The sequence below is a fragment of the Vibrio atlanticus genome, from assembly GCF_024347315.1.
Classification (GTDB): domain Bacteria; phylum Pseudomonadota; class Gammaproteobacteria; order Enterobacterales; family Vibrionaceae; genus Vibrio; species Vibrio atlanticus.
In genome coordinates, this window is sequence record NZ_AP025460.1 from 2,563,410 (window position 1) to 2,586,191 (window position 22,782).

The following is a 22,782-nucleotide window of genomic DNA, read 5'->3' on the forward strand; positions in this document are numbered from 1 at the left end:
TGCAGCACAAGCAGAATGGGCCACATTAAAAGTAAATTCATTTAATATCAAAACCTTAGAAAAACTAAGTTATCGTGACCACAAAATACGCCTATTGCAGACTTTTACCCTACTGTGTATACATGAATGACTATAAAATCTTTTAATACCTAAAATTAGTAAAACTTATGCCAAGCAATCACAACATCTTTGGCCACCCTAGAGGCCTATTTTTATTATTTAGCACAGAGCTATGGGAACGTTTCTCCTACTACGCGATGCGTGCCATCCTTGTTTTATTTTTGACTGACACGACCCTCAACGGTGGGCTTGGTTGGTCAACGAAAGACGCACTTGATCTCTACGGTATTTACACTGGCTTAGTCTACATCACGCCATTGATCGGTGGCTGGATTGCCGATAACTACTTAGGACAACGTAAATCGATCCTAGTGGGTGGTGTATTAATGGCACTCGGCCAATTTACACTCGCTCTTCCTAACGGCGCTATTGGCTTAGACCAAGTAAATGCTCTTTATCTAGGTTTAGCACTCCTTATCAGTGGTAACGGTATGTTTAAGCCAAACATCTCGACCATGGTTGGCGACCTATACCAAGAAGGCGATAACCGCCGTGACGGTGCATTCACCATTTTCTACATGGGCATCAACTTAGGTGCATTATTAGGTGGCTTGATTTCAGGCGCTGCTGTCGACTCTTTCGGCTGGAAAGCAGGTTTCTTAGCCGCTGGTATTGGTATGGTTATTAGCTTAATCATGCAAATGACAATGGCTCAATCTTGGTTAGGTAACATTGGTTCAGTGCCCGCAGCTGCGCGAGCAAAAGCACTGAACAAATCAAAAGAAAAAACGCCACTAACCAAAGAAGAGTTCGATCGATTAAAAGTTATTCTGGTTATGGGTCTATTCGTCATAGTTTTCTGGGCGGGCTTTGAACAAGCTGGCGGTCTGATGAATATCTATACTCAACAATATACTGACCGCATGATTGGTGGCTTTGAAGTCCCAGCGGCGTGGTTCCAATCTCTGAACCCATTCTTCATCATTACACTTGCACCAATCATTGCTGCATTTTGGGTTAAGCTTGGTAAGCGTGAACCAAATTCTCCAGTGAAATTTGCAATGGCTTTGTTCTTCCTAGCTCTTGGTTTTGTGTGCATGATGGGCGCTGTAATGGAGCAAGGTGGCGACCTAACAGTGAAAACATCAATGCTGTGGCTAGTCGGTGCTTTCTTCTTCCACACCCTTGGCGAACTTTGTCTATCTCCTATTGGCCTGTCGTTGGTCACTAAGTTAGCTCCGCTTCGTCTCGCATCGCTAATGATGGGGGCATGGTTTGGCTTCAACGCTGTCGCAAACTACGTAGCTGGCCTTGTGGGTTCTCACGTTGGTGAGCTTGGCGCAATGTCTATCTTCGGTGGTATCGCAATTACAGCGACAATAAGTGGCGTCTTACTGCTTCTTTGTGCTGGCAAGCTTGTATCATGGATGCATGGCGTAGAAAGCAACATGATGCTTGAAGCAGAGCCAAAAGCAGAAACTTCGGTTGCTTAATATCTAGACCTATTTCAAGAAGAAACATCCAGATCAAAAAGGGCTGCTCAATGAGCAGCCCTTTTGTTATTTTTAGATATGCATGACAGTTTAGGCGAAGTCGTATTTAACGATACAGCGCCACTAACTCCGCCATCATATCGATGTGCGAGTCTCTATCATTCAGACACGTAATGTAGCTGAAGTCTGAACCACCAGCGTCAATGAAGGTCTCTTTACACTGATCCGAAATCTCTTCTAACGTTTCTAAACAATCCACAGAAAATGCAGGCGCCATAATATCGATTTTTTTGATGCCTTTGCTTGGCAATGATTCAAGTGTCTCGTCAGTGTATGGCTTCAACCACTCTTCTCGACCAAATCGAGATTGGTATGTCATGGTGATATCGTCCGCTGATAAGCCTAACTCAGCAGCAAGCAGCTTTGTTGTCGCTTCACAATGCTGTGGGTAGATGTCGCCTTCATCAGCCAATCGCTTCGGAATACCGTGGAAAGAACAAACTAAATGATCGGCTCTACCATTTTTATACCAATGGCTACGCACGCTTTCAGCCAATGCTTTTGCGTAGCTTGGGTGCGCGTAGTAGTCGCGAATAAAGCGATAGCTCGGAATCACTGACATCTGCTTAAAGGCCTTGGTTAAGCCATCAGATACGGCCGCTGTGGTTGTCCCTGAGTATTGAGGATATAAAGGCAATACGATGATGTCTTCAACGCCCTGCTCCATTAATTGCTCAACGCCCGTTTTAAGGCTTGGGTTACCATAGGTCATACCCAGCGCTACGGGTATCTGTAATTTTTTCTGGAGCTTTTCGGCTTGTCTTTGAGAGTACACAAGCAGTGGTGAGCCTTCATCCATCCAAACAGACTGATACAGCTTAGCCACTTTCGGCGCTCTAATCGGTAAGATCACCCCATGTAAAATAGGACACCACAACCAACGCGTTAAGTTTACGACTCGCTTGTCGTGTAAGAATTCACTCAAAAATCGACGAACGCCAGCTGGGGTCGCTGAGTCTGGTGTTCCTAAGTTCACCAGTAAAACGCCCTGCTTTTTATTATTTTCCATAGATACCTGAGACCAATATGTGATTTTTTGGAACGTAATATACTAATCTACATAAGTTTAAGATCATTGTTGTGCTACTAAATTTAAGAATAATCGTTCTTAACCTAGGTGATCACAACATCACATTGATCGTTAGCCGCGCGAATCTAAGCCGTACCACGGAAACAGTGCACAATCGAGTTTATCTAGATTGGTATATGACTAAAAATTGAAACAAAAAAAGCGACCTTAAGGTCGCTTCCAATATATCAAATTCTAAAACTGGCTGTTAGCCAATTATGCTAGTGCTTTCTCAAGTTCTGCACTAACTTCAGCAACTTGCTTAGTACCGTCGAACTTAAGGTACTTAGTGTTACCTGCTTCAGCTTCTTTACCGTAGTAAGAGATAAGCGGAGCTGTTTGATCGTGGTATACACCTAGACGTGCACGAACTGTTTCTTCTTTGTCGTCATCACGAACCACTAGCTCTTCGCCTGTGATGTCATCTTTACCTTCTTCTTTAGGTGGGTTGTACACATTGTGGTATGTACGGCCAGAAGGTAGGTGAGCACGACGACCAGCCATACGCTCAACAATCACATCGTCAGCTACGTCGAATTCAACAACGTAGTCTACTGCGATACCCATTTCTTTTAGGCCATCAGCTTGAGGGATTGTGCGTGGGAAACCGTCTAGTAGGAAACCTTTCTCACAGTCATCTTGAGCGATACGCTCTTTGATAAGACCAAGGATAATTTCATCAGAAACTAGCTGACCAGCGTCGATTACTGATTTTGCTTGCTTACCAAGCTCAGTACCCGCTTTGATAGCAGCACGTAGCATGTCACCAGTTGAAATTTGAGGGATACCAAATTTGTTCATGATGAAGTTAGCTTGAGTACCTTTACCCGCGCCAGGAGCACCTAGAAGAATGATGCGCATGTTTAATCCTCTTATAAAAATTATGATTTATACCGAAGCTCACTATCCCGCCTTTCTGGTTCAATTTAAGTCGAACAAGAGAGGTTAGGTAACAACTGAGGCTAAGCACAACTGTAAACAGAAGCAAAACGGTAAGTTTCGGTATAACGTTTAAAAATCATACAACTGGAGATGATAGGTTCGTAGTGCCAGCTGATTAGGTCGAGCATTCTATCACATTAATATTCAATTTTGCTGAAATTAAGACTAAAGAATGTATCGACAGCGTTTGCGTTCGTCTCATTGGCAACTTTAGTGACATTTCGATGAAGTTAAGCGACGTTCACAAAAAAAGCCCGCATTAGCGAGCTTTTATTTATAATTATGAGCTTAGCCCAAAGTCGAAAGACTAACGTTTTGTCAGTAGTTCGTTGATTGCACCTAAGAATTGTGACGGATCTTCCATTGATCCCTTTTCAGCCAGCATAGCTTGACCAAGTAGTAGCTCAACCCAACGACCAAACGCTTGCTCGTCCGCTTCATCAGCCATCTGTTTCACAAGTGCGTGCTCAGGGTTAATCTCAAAGATGTACTTAACTTCAGGTGCCGCTTGACCCGCAGCTTCAAGAAGCTTAGCCATTTGCGTGCCCATTTCGAAGTCATCAGTCACCACAACGGCAGGTGTTGTTGCGAGCTTGAAAGTAGTACGAACTTCTTTAACACGACCACCTAGGTAAGATTGAGTGCGCTCAACAACAGATTTGAACTCTTCTTCTGTCTCTTTTTGCTTCTCTTTCTCTTCTTCACCTTCAAACTTGCTTAGGTCTAAGCCTGCTTTAGTGATCGATTGGAACTGTTTACCGTCGAAGTCAGTCAGGTAATTCATTACGTACTCATCGATACGATCGTACATGAGAACAACTTCGATACCTTTTGCTTTGAACTGCTCCAAGTGTGGGCTGTTCTTAGCGGCAGCGTAACTATCTGCTGTTAGGTAATAGATCTTGTCTTGGCCTTCTTTCATGCGTTCAACGTAAGATGCTAGGCTGATGGTTTGCTCAACAGAATCCACTTCCGTTGATGAGAAACGAAGTAGACCAGCGATTTTTTCTTTGTTCGCCATGTCTTCAGCAGGGCCTTCTTTCAGTACTAGGCCGAACTCTTTCCAAAACTCCAAGTACTTGTCGTTGTCATTCTTCGCCATGCGCTCAAGCATAGTGAGTACGCGCTTGGTACATGCGCCACGAAGAGACTGAGTTACCTTATTATCTTGCAGGATTTCACGAGACACGTTCAGTGGTAAATCGTTTGAATCAATCAAGCCACGAACGAAACGCATGTAAGATGGCATAAACTGCTCTGCGTCATCCATAATAAACACACGTTGCACGTATAGTTTCAAGCCGCTCTTATGGTCACGATTCATCATATCCCAAGGTGCTTTAGCTGGGATGTAAAGTAGGCTTGTGTAGTCGTTCTTACCTTCAACTTTGTTATGGCTCCACGTTAGTGGATCAGCAAAGTCGTGAGATACGTGCTTGTAAAACTCTTGGTACTCTTCTTTCTCGATATCAGACTTGTTACGAGTCCAAAGCGCTTGAGCCTTGTTAATCTGCTCCCAATGCTTCTCTTCGGTGTCTTTACCTTCGTCATCTTTCACCGCTGTGAAGATAGAGACAGGGATACCGATGTGATCAGAATACTTACCAATCACTTCACGTAGACGCCATTCATTTAAGAACTCTTTGCCGTCTTCACGCATATGAAGAATGATGTCTGTACCACGAGATTCTTTCGTGATGTCTTCGATAGTGTAATCACCTTCACCCGCAGAGTGCCATTGCACAGCTTGGTCATTAGCAAGTCCAGCAGCTCGAGTGCGAACAGTCACTGCGTCTGCAACGATAAATGCAGAATAGAAACCCACACCAAATTGACCAATCAATTGAGAATCTTTGCTTTGGTCTTCAGACAGCTTTGAGAAAAAGTCTGCGGTGCCTGACTTAGCAATAGTACCTAAATGCTCAATAACGTTGTCGCGGCTCATACCTATGCCGTTATCAGAGATCGTTAAAGTATTTGCTTCAGCGTTGAACGAAAGTTTCACACCTAAATTAGCATCGCCTTGGTAAAGGTCGCCATTTGATAGCGCTTGGAAACGAAGCTTATCAGCCGCGTCAGATGCGTTAGAGATCAGCTCACGTAGAAAGATTTCTTTATTTGAATACAGTGAGTGAATCATTAGATGAAGTAGTTGTTTTACTTCAGATTGAAAGCCACGAGTCTCTTTATTTTGCGTTGCCGTTTCGCTCATTTTTACTCCAAAACATCTATACTTTATGTTGAATAACCATAGGGGCGTTGCACATTATGCCACTCTTCTGTTCATTAACATGAGGATGACAAATGTAAATTCAAGGTCAAAAAGCATAAAAACACTGTTTTTTTGATCTGTTTTTATTATCCTTGAGTGTTATAAATATAAAAGAACATAAAAGAAGCCATGATTTGGTGAAGAATTAATAGGACTTCACCTGAGATTTGTCTATTTCACACCCCAAATCATCTAAAATAGAAGAATTCAATGAGTAATATCGGCACAAAGTTTATTCTCGCACAGCGGTTCGTATTCGACCCAAATAGCAACTCACTTGTTGATCAGATGAGCGACGGTGAAGTCGTACGCCTTGGCAGCAATGAAAGCCGCATTCTCCTAATGCTGTCAGAAAGACCCAATGAAGTTATCACTCGTAACGAATTACACGAATATGTTTGGCGAGACCAAGGCTTTGAGGTGGACGACTCCAGCTTAACGCAAGCGGTATCAACACTCAGAAAAATGCTAAAAGACTCAACCAAATCTCCAGCATTTGTAAAAACCGTTCCTAAACGTGGTTATCAATTTATCGCGACTGTTGAGCGCTCAGCACCACTGTCATCAAACGATCAGCCAACAACAGCTGAAATTGCAGAAAGTGACGTAGAGCCTATTTTAACATTTGCTAATACCACATTAGCTGATGAGGTCATCACTGAAACTATTGATCCAGAGCCAACTGCAAAGGCTCAAGAAAATCATGTCGAAGTCGAGCCAGTAACCAATCAGGTTAAACCTAAAGATGAAAGTTCGAATAAATGGTTAACGTTTGGAATGTTACTTGTCGCTTTCATTATGCCAATACTCGTTTTAACGTTAAAGAACCCAGCAGAGTCAGAGTTTCGAACATTAGCAGAGGTTAATGGTGTCAAAGTTCAAACCCCAATCAACCATCCAACTCTGACTAGTTGGCTGCCAGCGATAGAGAAATGTGTATTGCGTTACAACACCAGCCACACTGGCATGCTAAAGCCAACTGAGGTGATTGCAACAGGCGGACAAGGTAACAATCTAGCTCTAAACTATATTCACCCTCAAGATTACTCGAGCGAGAATGTAACTCTAAGAATTTACGCAAACCAGTCGGATGTACACGACATTTGTAACGGTGGTCAGTAACATGAAATTAAAATTATCCATTATTTTACTGGTTATCTCTGCTTTCTTGAGCGGCTGGTTATACTGGGGTAGCGATGCAAAGATAGAACGCTTGCTTACGCAACACGAATGGCAATCGAAAATGGTGACTCTGATTAGCGATATCAAGCAAGAGGATTCAATCGGGCCACTGCGTAAGGTTGAGCTATCATCGAATGCGAAGTATTTGCCAAACGGTACGTATCTGAGAATGGCTGTAGTTAAACTGTATGGCACTCAGACTGCACCCGCAAACGTCATCAATATCTCCGAAACAGGTCAGTGGGATATTAACGATAACTATTTACTGATTTCGCCAACGGAGTTTAAAGATGTGACTTCTGCTGAGCGCCAAGATTTTTCGGAAGAGCAACTCGAGCTGATCACTCAAGTGATTAAAATGGATGCAGAACAAAGCCGACGCATTGATATTATTAATCAGAAAGCACTGCTGCTCACTAGCCTAAATCATGGTTCTACGGTGTTATTCTCAAACTAAAATCAGATTAAGCTAAAACTCAACAGTGATTTACTGTATATCATTAAACGATATACCAATAGAAAGGGGCATGATGCCCCTTTTTTATTAACTGTTGACATCAAACTACTGTTTTAGGATTTTTAGGGGTATCTATGAATACAGAACCAAGCTCGGTAAGTGCATCAATCACCAAGGCAACCATCGCAATACACTATTGTCGTCAATGCAATTGGATGCTTCGTTCTAGTTGGTTATGCCAAGAGTTACTGCATACTTTCAGTGAAGAGATAGAGCAAGTGAGTTTACACCCTGATACCGGAGGTCGATTTGAGGTTTTTTGTAATGGAATACAGATTTGGGAAAGAAAAGCGGACGACGGTTTTCCTGAGGCTAAAGTTCTGAAGCAAAGAGTGCGAAACATCATTGCTCCAGACAGGGACCTCGGCCACGTAGACTCAAAGTAAGCCTTTTCTAACGCCGCCGATTGAGTTTATTTAAAGCTCGCCACTCACAATTACGTCACCCTCAAGGCTAATAACTTTGAACGTGTTATTTTCATATACACCGTAGCTAGCTGCGTGGCCATCTCGTGGGAATGTCACCGAGCTAGGATTAAAGATAAAGATGTCATCTTGGTATTCAGCAACAGGAATATGGGTATGACCATGGGCAATAATATCACCCGCCTTCAGCGCGGGGCGTTTATTAGTGTTGTACAAATGACCATGAGTTAGAAAAATACGTTGGCCTGATTCTAATAGTACCCACGAGTAATCCATCATCATTGGAAAAGACAACAACATCTGATCCACTTCGCTATCGCAGTTACCACGAACAGCAATGATCTCTTGAGAAAACGCATTCAACTTCTCTGCAACCGCCGGCGGGTTGTATCCTTCAGGGATCGGGTTTCTTGGACCATGATTCAGAATGTCACCCAATAGCACTAAATATTGCGCACCAGACGCTTGGTAGAGTTCTAATACCTTTTCTGTTGCTGGCAGCGAACCGTGTAGGTCTGAAGCAAAAAATAATTTCACACGTACTTCTCCATAAAATTTATGAGCCTATTGTACGTATCTAACAGCTACACGTCATCTCTCGCCATACCGTTGATCACGATATTATTGTAACTAACCATACCAACTATTTTATGGTCACTGACCACAGGGGCACGACTGATACCAAAGCGTTCAAACAGGCGAGCACAATACTTCACATTCATATCGGCAGACACGCTTAGCGCTGGCTTGGTCATGATCTCATAAACATTGGTTCGCTTTGGAGATCGGTTCTTAGCCAGTACTTTCTTGGCAATATCATTCATCAATACGATGCCGTATTCGTCATCTTCGTGGCGCTTATCGACAATGATAGCTTTCACTTTGTGCTTCTTAGCCATCTCTATCGCTTCCAACACAGTGGTTAGCCCATCGATAATCACATATGTATTAGCCATTACATCGCTTACTCGGATTTTTTCACTGCCACTCATAACTCGTCCTCCACAACCTTGGTTAACGTCTCAACTTGGTGCGCAACGCCTACAGCATCTTCAACATCGATCTGGACAGCGATTCCTTGTCCTGACTCTTGGTCGAACTCCCCTACTTCACCAATGGTTTCTAGAATATGCCTAGCCAAATGTTCTTCAACCACAAACAGCAGCACATCTTTTTGTACCTCTAACGTTAAACCAAAGAAGGTGCGCTTTTGGTTTAGCCCCTGCCCTCTGGCATTGTTAATCACGGTTGCCCCTGTTGCACCCGCATCACGCGCGGCGTCGAGCACGATATCGGTCTTGCTCTCTTCTACAAACGCTAAGATAAGTTTAAAGCGCATCTTTGCTCTCCTTAGAGGATTGTGATCGGTTTAACCATTGCGTTATTTGGGCATACCCCATCACGGATATAATTGGAAATAAGCTCGCGAAAGCAATCAACCCAAAGCCATCAATTACCGGATTTCTTCCTGGCACCGTTGACGCGAGTCCCAACCCAAGTGCCGTCACTAAAGGTACCGTCACCGTTGATGTCGTAACCCCACCAGAATCGTAAGCCAATGGAATAATCAATTTGGGAGCATAAAAGGTCTGAATAACCACAATGACATAGCCAGCAATGATGTAGTAATGAATAGGGTCGCCAGCCACGATGCGATAACTACCTAGCGATATGCCAATCGCTACACCTAACGCCACGGAGATCCTCAGCCCGTTAACACTGATACTGCCACCGGAAACTTGGTTTGCCTTAATAGCAACGGCGATCAAAGAGGGCTCGGCTATCGTGGTACTGAAACCAATACAAAACGCGAAAAGGTAAACCCAGTAATAGTCAAACCAAGCCAAGGTAAGGCCTGAACTGACCTTGAACTCAGTCAATAAATTTGGTTCGGTGAGTTGCATTGCCATCGTCTCCCCTAAAGGAAACAGCGCGAGCTCTAACCCCATCAAAAAGAGCGACAACCCAAGAATGACGTAAAAGAAACCTATCAGCACTTTGCCTAAGTTATTAACTGGCTTGCGCAGCACCGCTAATTGAAAACCGAAGATGATCATCGCAATCGGAATCACATCCATGACAGTGCCAAGAAAGGTGTCGATAAATTGCTGAGCACTGATCATGTCACCACCATCCCGTAGACCATGACAAACATCATCGGCAGCAGTGAAGCAAAGGCGATCAATCCAAAGCCATCAATCATCGGGTTTCGCCCTTTAATCGCAGAGGCTAAACCCACGCCCAATGCGGTCACTAACGGAACGGTAATGGTCGATGTCGTCACTCCGCCAGAATCATACGCGATCCCAATGATGTTTTCAGGGGCGAAAGCGGTGAGCACCACCACACCAATATAACCACCGATGATCATGTACTGGATTGGCCAACCTTTTAAGATTCGCAGCACACCAAGTAAAATTGCGATGCCGACCGACAGTGCCACCGTGAAGCGCAAACCATCGGCGTACTGTTCCATTTCGTCTAGAGAGTTGGGAATAACACCACCTTCAGCGGCCACTTCTGCTGCTTCGGCGGCCACTGCGGTTAATGCGGGTTCCGCAATGGTGGTACCAAACCCTAAACAGAAAGCGAAGGTCAATAACCAAAACACGCTCCCCTTACGAGCAAAAGCTTGAGCCATCGACTCGCCGATTGGGAACAGACCCATTTCAAGGCCAAAGATAAAAAAAGTCAGTCCAAAAACCACCAGCACTAAGCCAGTTAGAATAGACAACAGATGAGGAAGTGGTTCTTGCAAAACAGCAAGCTGGAAGAAAGCAATCACCGCCACGATCGGCAAGAGATCCCTTAAACTACCTAACATGGCTCGAAACAAAGCAAGCACTGCCGTCATCGCAACTCCTAGTCATTGAAATTGTGTCTGGTTATTAATTACTAATAATCATGGCAAATCCTTATCATTCCTTATGTGACAAATATTACGCAGTTGGTAACATATCGGAGTAAAGTGCATAAGTGTGATAGCGGTATACATCCTAACCTGATGAATTTAATTTCATTCTTTCGTAAATTGATACGGCGTAATTTGGGTATCACACAATTGAAACCAACTGATCGTTATAGTGATTTTTTCGTATTGATTGGCGTTCAAAAACAAGCCATGTCTATAATTATGTTTAATAGGGAGATTGGTATGAAGATATTGTTAACTGGTGGTACGGGATTTATTGGTTCTGAATTGGTCAAAAGTTGGAATACTGACGATGTGACATTGTTGACACGGAGCCCCGAAAAAGCGAAGCAAAACCTAAATCACCTGAACCAGAATAACCTTCATTACATTCAATCTCTTGATGAACTCAGCGATCTCAATGACTTCGATGTCGTGGTCAATCTTGCTGGCGAACCGATCGCTGACAAGCGTTGGAGTGCGGAGCAAAAAGAGAGGATCTGTAACAGTCGTTGGCACATTACTGAAAAACTGGTCGAGTTAATTCATGCCAGTAGCAACCCACCGCAGGCTTTCATTAGCGGCTCAGCCGTGGGTTACTATGGCGATCAACAGCAACACCCATTTGATGAATCACTACGAGTAGAAGACGAAAGTTTTCCTCACAAAGTCTGCGCGTACTGGGAAGATATAGCCAAGAGAGCCCAATCCGATGAGACGCGTGTGATACTACTAAGAACAGGGATTGTGTTAGGCGAAAATGGCGGCGCGTTGAAGAAGATGCTAATGCCCTACAAACTCGGAGTAGGCGGACCACTTGGTTCAGGCGAACAGTACATGCCTTGGATTCACATGCTTGATATGGTGAGAGCCATCAACCACTTATTGTCAATTCCTCACGCTCAAGGGGAATTTAATATGTGTGCCCCGCACCCTGTCACCAACAAACTGTTCAGCAGCACACTCGCCAAGCAACTACGCCGACCTCATTTCCTATTCACTCCGAAATGGGCAATGTCGCTTCTGATGGGGGAATCTTCTTGTTTGCTCTTTGACAGCATTCGTTCCAAACCAAAGAAACTCACTGAAATGGGATTTATCTTTAGTTACTCAAGAATCGAACCAGCATTAAAAAACTTGTTACAACATCAAGACTAATTCTTTACCCTAGAGCGATAAAGACTCTAATGAAGGATTAAGCGTGAACAAGTCGATTCTGATCACCGGTTGCTCAACGGGTATTGGCTACACATGTGCGCATGCACTACAAAAGCGTGGCTTTTACGTCATTGCATCGTGTCGTCATCCGCAAGATGTACAGCGTCTGCAAGATGAGGGACTGACCTGCATACAGCTCGACCTTTCTAACCAAGAAAGCATTGAACAAGCTGCACAACTTGCTATTGAGCTAGCGCCTAACGGATTATATGGTTTATTCAATAACGGCGCTTATGGTCAAGCTGGCGCGCTAGAAGACTTACCGACCCAAGGTCTCAGAGAGCAATTCGAAACCAACTTCTTTGGCTGGCATCATCTTGTTTGTCAGATCCTCCCGCACATGCGCGAACGCGGTGAAGGTCGAATCGTACAAAACAGTTCCGTATTAGGCTTTGCGGCCATGAAATATCGTGGCGCTTACAACGCTTCAAAGTTCGCGCTAGAAGGCTGGACAGATACGTTACGTTTAGAACTGCATGGTAGTGGCATTCATATCTCGTTATTGCAGCCAGGTCCAATAGAGACCCAATTTAGAAATAATGCCCTGAAAGCTTTCAATAAATGGATCACCATTGCTGGCAGCGCTCATCAAGAAGCTTATCAACAACAAAAAGACCGACTCGAAAAAGAGTCATCGAACAACGCTTTTGTTCTTCCGCCTGAAAGTTGTGTTGAGCCAGTTTATCACGCACTCACCGCAGAGAAACCAAAGCTAAGATACCGAGTGACGACCCCAACTAAAGTGTTCGCGGTATTGAAAAGAATTCTACCGAGTCGCTTGCTAGACCCTATTTTGAGAAAAGCAGCATAAATTACTAACTTTGCATCAACAGTCGCAAACTTTAATGTAACGATGTAATTTTTCCGTAACAATAAGATGTCATGATTGTCCTATCTCATCAATTATTCCCAATTGATGAAACTAATCTGGATATTTCATGACTTTAAACCGCCTTAATTGGGTCGGTGTGAGTCTGGCGATTACGTTGTTTATTCTGTTTTGAGTATCTTACGCTATGCCTCACTGACCACCTTAATGATAACGCTATGCCTTCCCTGTTGAGATAACCACTCTATCAACATAGAAGCATAGCGTTTTTCTATTTTGGCTCTTTTTATTTGAGATAACCAAGTTAGATCTTGAAGTTACCAGCATCTCCCCCCATATTTGCAACGTACCCACAAAACACACCTCAAGGAACGTAAATGCAATCTCCGCATATTGTTGAACTTAATGAGCAGAACTTTCGTCAAGTATTAGAAACCTCAATGCAGACGCCTGTACTCATCCACTTTTGGGCACCAATGAGCCAAGAAAGTGCTCAGGTGATCCCTGAACTGCAAACATTAACTCAGCAATACAACGGCGCTTTTACTTTAGCTCTGTTGAATTGTGAACAAGAGCAGGCAATTGCTAGCCAATTTGGCGTACAAGCACTCCCTACTATTGCACTGTTTGTTAACGGTCAGCCTGTTGATGGTTTGGGTGGCCCACAAAGCATAGAAGCGATTGTTGAAATGTTAGGAAAACATCTTCCTAGCCAAGACGAGCTCGCACTGCGTCAGGCTCTCGAGCAAATGCAAGCAGGCGAGCACGCACAAGCGCTCGCGGCAATGCAACAATTGCCAATAGAACTGACGGGCAAAGGCGAGGTAAAACTGGCGATCGCAGAGTGTTTACTAGAAACGCAACAGTTTGATCTAGCTGAAACTCAACTGTCGACTATCCCTCTAGAATATCAAGACAATTACTACAAAGGCTTAGTCGCTAAACTCGAACTGCACAAACAGGCGGCAGACAGCCCTGAAATTCAAGCGCTAGAAACCGCTCTTCAACAAGACCCAAATGACGCTAAGACAGCATCTGAATTAGCATTGCAATATCACCAAGTGAATCGCAACGAAGAAGCGATGGAACTGTTGTGGTCTTTCCTTGCAAAAGATCTAAATGCTTGCAATGGTCATATGAAAAAAGAATTCATGGATATCTTAAGTGCGCTTGGACAAGGTAACCCAGTTGCCAGTAAGTACCGCCGACAGCTGTACTCTCTGCTCTACTAACTAAACCCTAAAAGCACTAAAGATAAGCATCGTATATCTCATCGAAAATTGACAATTCAATCAATTAGTTTATCGAATAATAGAATGTAAAATGGGCCATAAAATCAATATTTTATGGCCCATTTCTCATTTATAAATTTGCTCAGAATTTAAATATGAGCCAGTATCAATACTGAACTATCAAAAACTTAAACTTGCAAAGGATTTTGTATGGCTATTGATACATTGATTACTATCGGCGTCTTTACTGCCGTCGCAATATTGTTTATTTTCGCCGGAGTAAAAACGGTTCCGCAAGGCAATAACTGGACCGTAGAACGCTTCGGCCGTTATACACAAACCCTCCAACCAGGTCTGAACCTGATCATTCCATTTATCGATAAAATCGGACAACGCATCAGTATGATGGAACGTGTTCTCGACATCCCGGCACAAGAAGTCATCTCCAAAGATAATGCAAATGTGGTTATTGATGCGGTGTGTTTCGTTCAAGTGATCGACGCGCCTAAAGCGGCTTATGAGGTGAATGATCTTGAGCACGCGATTCGTAATTTAACTCTCACCAATATCCGTACTGTACTGGGCTCGATGGAACTGGATGAAATGCTCAGCCAGCGAGACATGATTAACACCAAGTTATTGAATATCGTTGATGAAGCGACAAACCCTTGGGGTGTCAAAGTTACGCGTATCGAAATCAAAGACGTACAGCCACCAGCAGACCTTACCGCTGCGATGAATGCTCAGATGAAAGCCGAGCGTAACAAACGTGCAGATATCCTAGAGGCAGAGGGTGTACGACAAGCTGAGATATTGAAAGCAGAAGGTCACAAGCAATCAGAGATCTTAAAAGCAGAAGGCCAAAAGCAAGCCGCGATACTTCAAGCTGAAGCTCGTGAACGGGCAGCCGAAGCTGAGGCTAAAGCGACAGAAATGGTATCAACAGCGATTGCTCAAGGTGACATGCAAGCAGTCAATTACTTTATTGCACAAGGTTACACCGACGCACTGAAGTCTATTGGCCAAGCAGAAAACGGTAAGATCATTATGCTACCGCTCGAAGCGACTGGACTAATGGGTTCTGTTGCGGGTATTGCAGAGATGTTTGCACATAAGAATGACAAAGGTAGTAAGGACTAACTTATGGTCGAATTACTCGAACAAGTAAACTACTGGCATTGGTTAGCGTTTGGTCTAGCATTGTTAGCACTTGAGCTAATTGGAACCGCTGGTTACTTTTTATGGATAGGCATATCTGCCATGCTAGTCGGGGCCCTATTAGGCGCACTACCAATCGGTTGGCAGATGCAATGGCTATCCTTTGCGAGCTTCTCGCTTATCACCACTTGGCTGTGGTGGAGAAGACAGCTGTCTAGTGACAAGCAATCTGACTCTACTCGAGACCTTAATCAGCGAGAGAAGCAACTGATTGGAAGAAAGACTCGCCTCTTAGAGCCGGTACAAAAAGGTAACTGCAGGATAAAGCTAGGGGATAGCTCATGGTCTGCGATGAGTACACATGATATTGATGCGGGAGAGGAAGTCGTGATTACTGCTGTCGATGGCATTGTTCTCACTATAAGCCCTACTAAACAATAATCAAGAAAACCCTCCTTCAAAGCCATAAGTAACCAACTTATGGCTTTTTCTCTACAAGTGAATCGATAATTGGGCAATGGCTATTTGAGTCACCAGGGCATTGTTCAACCCACTCTTTCAATGTCTTCTGAATGATCAATAAGTCTTCAATTTTTTTATTCACTTCTTCCAATTTACTTAGCGCTTTTGCTTTAACATCGGCACTTTCTCGACATGGGTTGTCGGCTAATTCAACAAGCGCACGACACTCATCAAGCGAAAAACCAGCGCTTCTCGCTTTCGCTACGATTCCGAGTTCCTTGATCTGCTTCTCACCATAAGACCGATAACCATTTTCAGAACGTAACGGTGCAGATATCACCCCTTTGTCTTCATACAAACGAATAGACTTAGGTGATAACTGCGTGAGGCTTGCAACTTCGCTTATGTTCATAATATTACTCAAGTAAATATCGCATAAAAACTATTTAGAAACCTAAGACCATTATTCAAACATCTAGGAATGCTAACTACCGAAACAAAAACATTGAAGCAATATAATGTTCGAAAATAAAGTCTGCTGTTTATGGCTATTTTACATCAAATGATGAGAGTAGCTTAGATTTTCCAACAAACCCAAACACCAACTATCAACAAGTTACTGATTGAAATAGCAAAATAGGCATTGGTTATTTTTCATAGGAAATTTTTTGATTTTTTTGATTTTTGAGAAATACCTCACATAATAATGAATATCTCTTGTTTGAAGAGATTTTTAGTGAGGTGTCATTATGAAATGTTATCTAGCGTTAATTTTTAGCTTAATTTTAAGCTTCTCTGTATCCGCCCAAAATGTAGGAAGCACTGCATCTGGGCCGATCATAAAATGTGACTTAGGAAGTAGTGTTGTAGAATATATGCCTATCGTTATATGCAAGCATAGTAATGGTAAGGTTCTACACTAACAAAAAAGGAGCCTAGGCTCCTTTCCTTTAAAACTCGATTAATTGTTTGATTATCGCTTTACGTTCTTCTTTGGAAGCTTTGTTAAACCAATATTCGAACATTTCAATCTCTTTGACATTATCACCTAAAGAATCAACAACACCATTTCGATTTGCTACAGACCAGTTAATAACAGAGTCTCTTTGTTCCGTCGGAATTTGTTCAAACCAATATTTTGACATCTCTTGAGCTTGGCTTACCGGCTCTTGCTGAAGCGCGGGAACTGCAGCTACAGGTGCGGCTGCGGCTACAGGTGCTGCTACTATCACTGGCTTAGCTGTTGCGTTTTTATCACCCGTATTTACGATTGCTTCGATATAGCCAGCAGGAATAGAAAACGAAATGCTGTTCGCATTTGAAACCTGGACATCAAAAATTAGATCTTTAAAAGGTGCTTCGTTGAAGATTTCATTAGATACAGGAAATTTCACATACTGTGTTTGAGTACATATATCGCTGCATGTTTCAGCTGAAGCCGCATAAGGTTTTAATGGCACTTTACCTTCAGAACCTTGAACTAAGACAGAGCGATACTCGTTGTAATTTTTAAAGTACTGAAGCTCCATCGTTATGTATGAATCAGGTACCGTTACAGTACTGTTTGGAGTAACGTAATTTAGCTCTAAAGACGAGTTAACTAGCTGACCTTGTCTGACTTCAAGCACATCAGGAGACAACGACTCACCAACGACGATTTGATAATTTTGCTTACTCTCTATTCTTTTAACGGAATCTGTAAAATCACTATTAGAATCTAATGTTGTACATCCAATTAAGAATAAAGGAATCGATGCTAAAACTATTTTTTTCATATTAACTACCTCGAGGGTTTCCCCATAATATTATTTCGATGCCTTTTCTTTCTTAGGCTGGACCAGAAATGAATATGCGCCGACTAACAAGCCAGCGCATCTCTTTACTTAAAGCATGGTTTCAATTAGAAGCCGTACTCTAAACCAATACGTGTAACGAACGTATCTGTGTTAGCAATAGAACCTTTATCGTCAGCTTTGATATCACGCTGTGCAATACGGATGTAAGGAACAAAGCCGTTATGAACGTACATTAGCTGACCTGAGATTACGCTATCTTCATCAGCGTTTTTAACACCATCAGTTTCAGACTCTAGGTTAGCCGCGTAGCCTAGTTTGAAGCCCCAAGGGCCGTTCCAGTACTGACCGATTACAGAGTATGAAGCCTGTTCTGATTTAGCGCCGCCTTGAACATCTGACTCACCCGCTTTGTAGGCTGCAGAAATACCGAAACCTGCTGGAAGTGACGCTTCAAAACCGATTAGATAACCAAATGTATCAGCCATTTCAGCAGAAGTTGCAGCAACTGCAGGAGTTGCGCCGCCAAAGTTTACACCATCACAACCTGTAGCAACTAAACATGTACCAGCAGCAGTTCCAGCTGTTGCAGCTGTTAGTTGACGATCTGATTCTGATTCAACAGCAGCGTGGAAAGTAACCGTATCAGCTAAACGGTAGTGAGCAGCCGCGCCGTAGAAGTAGTTATCTTTAACACTTGAGTCACCACGACCTGTTGCTAGGTTGAATGTAAAACCATTCAAGTCAGCAGAATCGTATCGAGCCATATCACCATGACGGTCACGGTTGTATTTAACATCGCCGCCCCAGTCCCATACTGCGCCCAAACCTGGGTTAGCATAAGGCCAGTCAATTACTTCATACATTGGCGTCAGCATACGACCAAAACGTACTTTACCCCAGTCACCTTGCAGGCCTAAGAACGTATCACGATTACCTAGTGTCGCACCGTCACCGTTTTCACCAACGTAACCAGATTCAATTTGCATGAATACGTTCACGTTCTCGAACATGTCTTTACTTGCACGGAAACCAATTCGAGATTCATTCTCGTAATCGTATCCCGTACCTGTATCAGTTTTTACGCCGTTTTTAGTTTTTTCTGAATCGTAGTTAACAACAGAGATTGCTGCTACACCGTAAGCCTGAACGTTAAAATCTGAGATAACACCAACTTGAGAAGATTCAGATGCGAATGCACCACTTGAAATCATCGCAACTGCAGCACCAAGTAAAGTACGTTTGAAAATTTTGTTTTCCATGGAATAAAACTCCTAAAAATGGATATAGCTGTTTGAATATTTCCCGCCTAAAGTTGGCCGCCGTAGAGAGAAATACCTTTTCTTGTTTGAGAACCCTGAAACACCGAATTCTCGATTTCCTTTCTGGTTATACACAATGTGCATCCATGCCAATAAGACTAACTTCACCCCAAAAAAGATCAATGAGAACTTAATTTTCATCTAAAAAAATATGAGTTGGTGCAAATTTATCATGTACTTAGTGATCCAGATCTACTAATTGAAAAAACCGAGGGGTCAAAGAGTAAAAACATTAAAAAACAAAAGCTTACTAACACAGCAGCCTCTTAAAAATTGATATCACTCGCATTTAGCAAACAACTATAACAACATTTCATTAATGTTGAGCGTCATCACTGTCCTGATTTCATAGTTCGTATAGGAACAAATTTCTCAACAATTAAAAAGTGATTACTTTTATATCAGAAACGAAAAAGGCACTCCCTTGAAAGGAGTGCCTTTGAGCTTTTTTTATCTGTATTTACTTACGAAATAAGGGCTATTAGATCTTCTTCTGTTCTTATTTCGATACCTAAATCTTGTGCTTTAGTCAGTTTAGAACCAGCGGCTTCACCAGCAAATAAGATATCCGTTTTCTTAGACACGCTACCGGTTACTTTTGCACCTAAAGCTTGCAAAGCAGCTTTCGCTTCGCTGCGACCTAATTTAGAAAGTGAGCCAGTCAACACAACTACTTTGCCTTCTAACGGTAGCTCTTGATCATCCGCAACAGCTTCAATTGCAGGCCAGTTAACTCCAAGATCGATGAGTTGGTCGACTACTGCTCTATTTTTCTCTTGTGAGAAGAAGCTCGTGAGGTGACTTGCTACGATGTCACCAATATCGGACACTTCAACCAACTGCTCATGAGTTGCAGCTTGAACCAACTCTAGCGTTTTAAAGTGCTGAGCTAAGTTCATAGCCGTCGCTTCACCTACTTCTCGAATTCCTAAAGAATAAAGGAAGCGCGCCAATGTCGTATCTTTCGCTTTGTTAAGTGCACTCACTACATTCTGTGCCGATTTAGGTCCCATACGATCAAGAACAGTAATCACGCCCGCGCTCAGCTTGAACAGGTCCGCTGGCGTTTCGACCATTTCGCGATCCACAAGCTGTTCTATCACCTTTACGCCAAGGCCATCGACATCCAGCGCCTTTCTAGACACAAAGTGCTTAAGTGCCTCTTTACGCTGCGCCTGACACACTAAACCGCCAGTACAACGCGCTACAGCTTCGCCCTCTACGCGCTCCACTGCAGAATTACATACAGGGCAGGCGTCCGGGAACACAATGTCTTTAGCCGTCTCAGGACGACGATCTTGTACAACAGCTACAATTTGTGGAATGACGTCACCAGCGCGGCGGATAATCACGCTATCTCCGACCTTCACACCTAAACGAGCGATCTCATCAGCGTTGTGCAGGGTTGCATTACTCACCGTCACGCCGCCAACAAAAATAGGTTCAAGCTTAGCAACCGGCGTAATAGCGCCTGTACGACCAACCTGAAACTCAACATCATTGAGCAGAGTAATTTCTTCTTGAGCTGGGAACTTATAAGCAATAGCCCAGCGAGGTGCACGTGCAACAAAACCTAGAGTTTCTTGTGCGGCAATGTCATCAACCTTAATCACCACCCCATCAATTTCATAAGCCAAGGTGTCACGACGAGTCATGATATCTTGGTAATAGGCTTTTACATCTTCAAGAGAACTTAGCTGCTTTGTCTCTGGGCACATAGGCAAGCCCCAAGCTTTCAGCTGCAGGAATCGTTGATAGTGGCTATTTGAAAGCTCAGCGCCTTGTACAACACCGACACTGTATGCGTAGAAAGCCAAGGGGCGTTTTGCTGTAATACGAGAATCAAGCTGACGTAAGCTACCTGCGGCGGCATTACGTGGATTCACAAAGACCTTCTCACCCTTCTTCAATGCCATCTCATTCAATTTGTCGAAGCCCGCTTTTGGCATAAACACTTCGCCACGGACTTCAATACGTTCTGGCCAGCCTTCACCTTGTAACTTAAGCGGAATCGAGCTGATGGTACGCACGTTTTCGGTAATATTTTCGCCAGTCGCACCATCACCACGCGTCGCTGCCTGTACTAAGGTGCCTTTTACATAGAGTAGGCTCACCGCCAAACCATCAAGCTTAGGTTCACAACAGAAGATCTTTAGGTTCGCTGTTGGCGCTCGATCAGACATGCGCTTATTGAACGCATCTAAATCGTCATCAGAGAAAGCATTATCTAAAGAAAGCATCGGGATCTCATGGGTCACTTGAGTGAAGCCGTCTAGAGGCTGACCGCCGACACGCTGACTCGGCGAATCTACCGTCACAAGTTCTGGGTTCTCTTCTTCGATCTTTAGCAGTTGTTGCATCAATCGATCGTACTCGACATCAGGGATCTCAGGGCTATCTTCTACGTAATAACGAACGGCATGATAGTGCAGAGTTTCTCTTAACTGCTCTAAGGTAACTTGAATCGATTCTTTCATATCATTCTCTGTCGTGATTGAAATATCAAAAAGGGCTCCCTTAGGAGCCCTTTTCTATAAATATAGATTATTTACAAGGCTAAACAATACGGCTAGGCGTTAGCTGCCGTCATAAAGTCTCGGATTTGCTTGCGGTAGTCAGACAAACGGTTTGGCGTCATTAAGTTACGTGACTCATCCAATACGTTTCCGCCCATATCGTCGGCAATTTTCTGTGCAGCACTCAGCATCAAATTGAAGTTTTGATCAGCTTGACCATAACAAGGCAGCGTCATAAAGAACGAAATACCTTTGGTGGTAAAGTCAGCAGGGTCGTCATGTTCTAGTGTTCCTGGCTGCATCATATTTGCTACGCTGAAAATAACTTTTGGCTCATCGCTCGCTTGTGCAAAGCAGTGATAAATCGACATTTCACCATAAGCTAGGCCGTTGTTCTCCATGCTACGGAAAAGTTCAGTACCCACAAACGGGATCTCCCCAGCACAGTGGACATTAAGAACAATGACTTCAAGGCCAAGATCTTCATTTGAGTGAGCTTTTTCATCTAACTTACTTTCGTCAGCTAAATTAACTTCGTTACCCAACTGAGCTTCCCCAGCTAAGTTAGCATCTTTATCTAACTTAGTTTCTTCAACCGAAGTAACACTTTGTGCAGCAACCACTTCTTTCCCAATAAATGGTTCGCTTGGCGTTAAGCCTTCGCTAGAAAGTAGTGGATCAGCGACCGCATCAGAGGCTTCTTCAAACGAACCGTACTGCTCTTTAAAGCCTGCGTGATTTTGTTTTTGCTCGTCAGTCAATTCAAAGTTAGGAACTTCAGGTTCAACAACCTTCTCTTCCTCAACCTGTTCAAGCTCACCTTTAACTTCGATCGGGTCTTCAACACTGAAAGAAGGAAGATCATTCAATTCTATTTCGTCTTCGTGAGCTTCTTTTTGCTGTGGCGCTGACAATGGGTCTGAGTCAATCAGCGGATCAGTTGCAGACGGTGAGACAGCAAAATCCGGTTCTTTACGCTCTTTTCGGATTATCTCAAAATCATCCTCAGGAGCGAATGAACGGTTTGGGATCGTTTCAGCTTCATCTAAGCTGTCATTATCAAGCTTACCAAGCGGCTTATCTCCAAACTTTGCTTTCCCTTCTTTCTTACTCGTCCATAGACCATGGAACAATAATGCGGCGATAGCTAATGCGCCAACAATAATGAGTACAAATCGCAATTCCTGCATTTTTCGCTCTCAGCTTTCTTAGTCAACTAGCTATAAAAACGCTGTCACTAAGTTAGGTTAATTTGGCTAATCTCACTACTCTATCAAAAGTAGCCACTGTTTTTGAACCACTTAATACAATTAGTTCATTA

Annotated in this window: 22 protein-coding genes; 9 read left to right on the forward strand and 13 right to left on the reverse strand. The window is 43.3% G+C overall.

The window, feature by feature from the left end:
* Positions 1–167: 167 nt before the first annotated feature.
* Positions 168–1,553 carry a peptide MFS transporter gene (locus OCV30_RS11345; protein WP_012604544.1) on the forward strand — a complete coding sequence of 462 codons (1,386 nt, stop codon included), beginning with the start codon at positions 168–170 and terminating at the stop codon, positions 1,551–1,553.
* Positions 1,554–1,659: 106 nt separating this feature from the next.
* Here OCV30_RS11345 and hemH read toward each other — a convergent pair whose 3' ends face one another.
* The 3 genes from hemH to htpG form a co-directional block, all read right to left on the reverse strand.
* The gene (gene hemH, locus OCV30_RS11350; protein ID WP_065679043.1) at positions 1,660–2,622 is read right to left on the reverse strand and encodes a ferrochelatase; all 963 of its coding nucleotides are present in this window, start codon (positions 2,620–2,622) and stop codon (positions 1,660–1,662) included.
* Between the two features lie 276 nt (positions 2,623–2,898).
* Complete coding sequence (gene adk, locus OCV30_RS11355) at positions 2,899–3,543, reverse strand: adenylate kinase (RefSeq protein WP_009847341.1); 645 nt, start codon at positions 3,541–3,543, stop codon at positions 2,899–2,901.
* Between the two features lie 388 nt (positions 3,544–3,931).
* Positions 3,932–5,836 (reverse strand): molecular chaperone HtpG, encoded by a 1,905-nt coding sequence (htpG, locus tag OCV30_RS11360; RefSeq protein ID WP_065679044.1) that lies wholly within the window; start codon positions 5,834–5,836, stop codon positions 3,932–3,934.
* A 270-nt stretch (positions 5,837–6,106) separates the two neighbouring features.
* On the opposite strand from htpG, the gene OCV30_RS11365 reads away from it, so the two are divergent.
* The 3 genes from OCV30_RS11365 to OCV30_RS11375 all read left to right on the forward strand — a co-directional run bounded on the left by OCV30_RS11365 (position 6,107) and on the right by OCV30_RS11375 (position 7,981).
* Positions 6,107–7,018 (forward strand): transcriptional regulator, encoded by a 912-nt coding sequence (locus OCV30_RS11365; RefSeq protein WP_009847343.1) that lies wholly within the window; start codon positions 6,107–6,109, stop codon positions 7,016–7,018.
* A 1-nt stretch (position 7,019) separates the two neighbouring features.
* The gene (locus OCV30_RS11370; RefSeq protein WP_009847344.1) at positions 7,020–7,535 is read left to right on the forward strand and encodes a regulatory protein ToxS; all 516 of its coding nucleotides are present in this window, start codon (positions 7,020–7,022) and stop codon (positions 7,533–7,535) included.
* 134 nt (positions 7,536–7,669) lie between these two features.
* Positions 7,670–7,981 (forward strand): Rdx family protein, encoded by a 312-nt coding sequence (locus OCV30_RS11375; protein WP_017096855.1) that lies wholly within the window; start codon positions 7,670–7,672, stop codon positions 7,979–7,981.
* A gap of 30 nt (positions 7,982–8,011) precedes the next feature.
* Here OCV30_RS11375 and yfcE read toward each other — a convergent pair whose 3' ends face one another.
* The 5 genes from yfcE to OCV30_RS11400 are packed head-to-tail and all read right to left on the reverse strand — an operon-like array spanning position 8,012 to position 10,874.
* Positions 8,012–8,557, reverse strand: a complete 546-nt coding sequence (gene yfcE, locus OCV30_RS11380) for a phosphodiesterase (RefSeq protein WP_065679045.1) — start codon at positions 8,555–8,557, stop codon at positions 8,012–8,014.
* 47 nt (positions 8,558–8,604) lie between these two features.
* A complete protein-coding gene (locus OCV30_RS11385) occupies positions 8,605–9,012 on the reverse strand; it encodes a CBS domain-containing protein (protein WP_009847347.1) in 408 nt (135 codons plus the stop codon).
* A complete protein-coding gene (locus tag OCV30_RS11390) occupies positions 9,009–9,359 on the reverse strand; it encodes a P-II family nitrogen regulator (protein WP_009847348.1) in 351 nt (116 codons plus the stop codon). Before OCV30_RS11390 ends, OCV30_RS11385 begins: the two co-directional genes overlap by 4 nt.
* Entirely contained in the window at positions 9,349–10,143 is a 795-nt protein-coding gene (locus tag OCV30_RS11395) for a DUF1538 domain-containing protein (RefSeq protein ID WP_065679046.1), read from the reverse strand. The genes OCV30_RS11390 and OCV30_RS11395 overlap by 11 nt, the downstream gene beginning before the upstream one ends.
* The gene (locus OCV30_RS11400; RefSeq protein ID WP_009847350.1) at positions 10,140–10,874 is read right to left on the reverse strand and encodes a DUF1538 domain-containing protein; all 735 of its coding nucleotides are present in this window, start codon (positions 10,872–10,874) and stop codon (positions 10,140–10,142) included. Before OCV30_RS11400 ends, OCV30_RS11395 begins: the two co-directional genes overlap by 4 nt.
* Before the next feature lie 300 nt (positions 10,875–11,174).
* Here OCV30_RS11400 and OCV30_RS11405 point away from each other — a divergent pair, with 300 nt between their 5' ends.
* The 5 genes from OCV30_RS11405 to OCV30_RS11425 all read left to right on the forward strand — a co-directional run bounded on the left by OCV30_RS11405 (position 11,175) and on the right by OCV30_RS11425 (position 15,809).
* Positions 11,175–12,089, forward strand: a complete 915-nt coding sequence (locus tag OCV30_RS11405) for a TIGR01777 family oxidoreductase (protein ID WP_065679085.1) — start codon at positions 11,175–11,177, stop codon at positions 12,087–12,089.
* A gap of 43 nt (positions 12,090–12,132) precedes the next feature.
* Positions 12,133–12,960, forward strand: coding sequence for an SDR family oxidoreductase (locus OCV30_RS11410; protein WP_065679047.1), 828 nt, complete (start codon positions 12,133–12,135; stop codon positions 12,958–12,960).
* Between the two features lie 395 nt (positions 12,961–13,355).
* Entirely contained in the window at positions 13,356–14,210 is an 855-nt protein-coding gene (locus tag OCV30_RS11415) for a co-chaperone YbbN (protein ID WP_065679048.1), read from the forward strand.
* 210 nt (positions 14,211–14,420) lie between these two features.
* A complete protein-coding gene (locus tag OCV30_RS11420; protein ID WP_009847354.1) occupies positions 14,421–15,350 on the forward strand; it encodes an SPFH domain-containing protein in 930 nt (309 codons plus the stop codon).
* A 3-nt stretch (positions 15,351–15,353) separates the two neighbouring features.
* Positions 15,354–15,809, forward strand: a complete 456-nt coding sequence (locus OCV30_RS11425; protein ID WP_009847355.1) for an NfeD family protein — start codon at positions 15,354–15,356, stop codon at positions 15,807–15,809.
* Between the two features lie 37 nt (positions 15,810–15,846).
* Here OCV30_RS11425 and cueR read toward each other — a convergent pair whose 3' ends face one another.
* From cueR to zipA, 5 genes are all read right to left on the reverse strand, one after another.
* Positions 15,847–16,242: a Cu(I)-responsive transcriptional regulator gene (gene cueR / locus OCV30_RS11430; RefSeq protein ID WP_009847356.1), complete on the reverse strand. Its 396-nt coding sequence runs from the start codon at positions 16,240–16,242 to the stop codon at positions 15,847–15,849.
* A gap of 538 nt (positions 16,243–16,780) precedes the next feature.
* Positions 16,781–17,605, reverse strand: a complete 825-nt coding sequence (locus tag OCV30_RS11435; protein ID WP_065679049.1) for a DUF2057 domain-containing protein — start codon at positions 17,603–17,605, stop codon at positions 16,781–16,783.
* Positions 17,606–17,730: 125 nt separating this feature from the next.
* Positions 17,731–18,885, reverse strand: coding sequence for a porin (locus OCV30_RS11440; RefSeq protein ID WP_009847358.1), 1,155 nt, complete (start codon positions 18,883–18,885; stop codon positions 17,731–17,733).
* 524 nt (positions 18,886–19,409) lie between these two features.
* A complete protein-coding gene (gene ligA / locus OCV30_RS11445; protein ID WP_065679050.1) occupies positions 19,410–21,422 on the reverse strand; it encodes an NAD-dependent DNA ligase LigA in 2,013 nt (670 codons plus the stop codon).
* A 92-nt stretch (positions 21,423–21,514) separates the two neighbouring features.
* Positions 21,515–22,651: a cell division protein ZipA gene (gene zipA, locus OCV30_RS11450; protein ID WP_065679051.1), complete on the reverse strand. Its 1,137-nt coding sequence runs from the start codon at positions 22,649–22,651 to the stop codon at positions 21,515–21,517.
* Positions 22,652–22,782: the final 131 nt, after the last annotated feature.

Excerpts from the sequence above, each read along its gene's own strand:
- OCV30_RS11395 (WP_065679046.1), bottom strand. The coding sequence starts at position 10,143 with ATGATCAGTGCTCAGCAATTTATCGACACCTTTCTTGGCACTGTCATG.
- OCV30_RS11440 (WP_009847358.1), bottom strand. The coding sequence starts at position 18,885 with ATGGAAAACAAAATTTTCAAACGTACTTTACTTGGTGCTGCAGTTGCG.
- OCV30_RS11400 (WP_009847350.1), bottom strand. The coding sequence starts at position 10,874 with ATGACGGCAGTGCTTGCTTTGTTTCGAGCCATGTTAGGTAGTTTAAGG.
- OCV30_RS11365 (WP_009847343.1), top strand. The coding sequence starts at position 6,107 with ATGAGTAATATCGGCACAAAGTTTATTCTCGCACAGCGGTTCGTATTC.
- OCV30_RS11435 (WP_065679049.1), bottom strand. The coding sequence starts at position 17,605 with ATGAAAAAAATAGTTTTAGCATCGATTCCTTTATTCTTAATTGGATGT.
- zipA (WP_065679051.1), bottom strand. The coding sequence starts at position 22,651 with ATGCAGGAATTGCGATTTGTACTCATTATTGTTGGCGCATTAGCTATC.
- OCV30_RS11415 (WP_065679048.1), top strand. The coding sequence starts at position 13,356 with ATGCAATCTCCGCATATTGTTGAACTTAATGAGCAGAACTTTCGTCAA.
- OCV30_RS11425 (WP_009847355.1), top strand. The coding sequence starts at position 15,354 with ATGGTCGAATTACTCGAACAAGTAAACTACTGGCATTGGTTAGCGTTT.
- OCV30_RS11385 (WP_009847347.1), bottom strand. The coding sequence starts at position 9,012 with ATGAGTGGCAGTGAAAAAATCCGAGTAAGCGATGTAATGGCTAATACA.
- hemH (WP_065679043.1), bottom strand. The coding sequence starts at position 2,622 with ATGGAAAATAATAAAAAGCAGGGCGTTTTACTGGTGAACTTAGGAACA.
- cueR (WP_009847356.1), bottom strand. The coding sequence starts at position 16,242 with ATGAACATAAGCGAAGTTGCAAGCCTCACGCAGTTATCACCTAAGTCT.
- OCV30_RS11420 (WP_009847354.1), top strand. The coding sequence starts at position 14,421 with ATGGCTATTGATACATTGATTACTATCGGCGTCTTTACTGCCGTCGCA.
- OCV30_RS11405 (WP_065679085.1), top strand. The coding sequence starts at position 11,175 with ATGAAGATATTGTTAACTGGTGGTACGGGATTTATTGGTTCTGAATTG.
- OCV30_RS11370 (WP_009847344.1), top strand. The coding sequence starts at position 7,020 with ATGAAATTAAAATTATCCATTATTTTACTGGTTATCTCTGCTTTCTTG.
- OCV30_RS11390 (WP_009847348.1), bottom strand. The coding sequence starts at position 9,359 with ATGCGCTTTAAACTTATCTTAGCGTTTGTAGAAGAGAGCAAGACCGAT.
- OCV30_RS11345 (WP_012604544.1), top strand. The coding sequence starts at position 168 with ATGCCAAGCAATCACAACATCTTTGGCCACCCTAGAGGCCTATTTTTA.
- OCV30_RS11375 (WP_017096855.1), top strand. The coding sequence starts at position 7,670 with ATGAATACAGAACCAAGCTCGGTAAGTGCATCAATCACCAAGGCAACC.
- htpG (WP_065679044.1), bottom strand. The coding sequence starts at position 5,836 with ATGAGCGAAACGGCAACGCAAAATAAAGAGACTCGTGGCTTTCAATCT.
- ligA (WP_065679050.1), bottom strand. The coding sequence starts at position 21,422 with ATGAAAGAATCGATTCAAGTTACCTTAGAGCAGTTAAGAGAAACTCTG.
- adk (WP_009847341.1), bottom strand. The coding sequence starts at position 3,543 with ATGCGCATCATTCTTCTAGGTGCTCCTGGCGCGGGTAAAGGTACTCAA.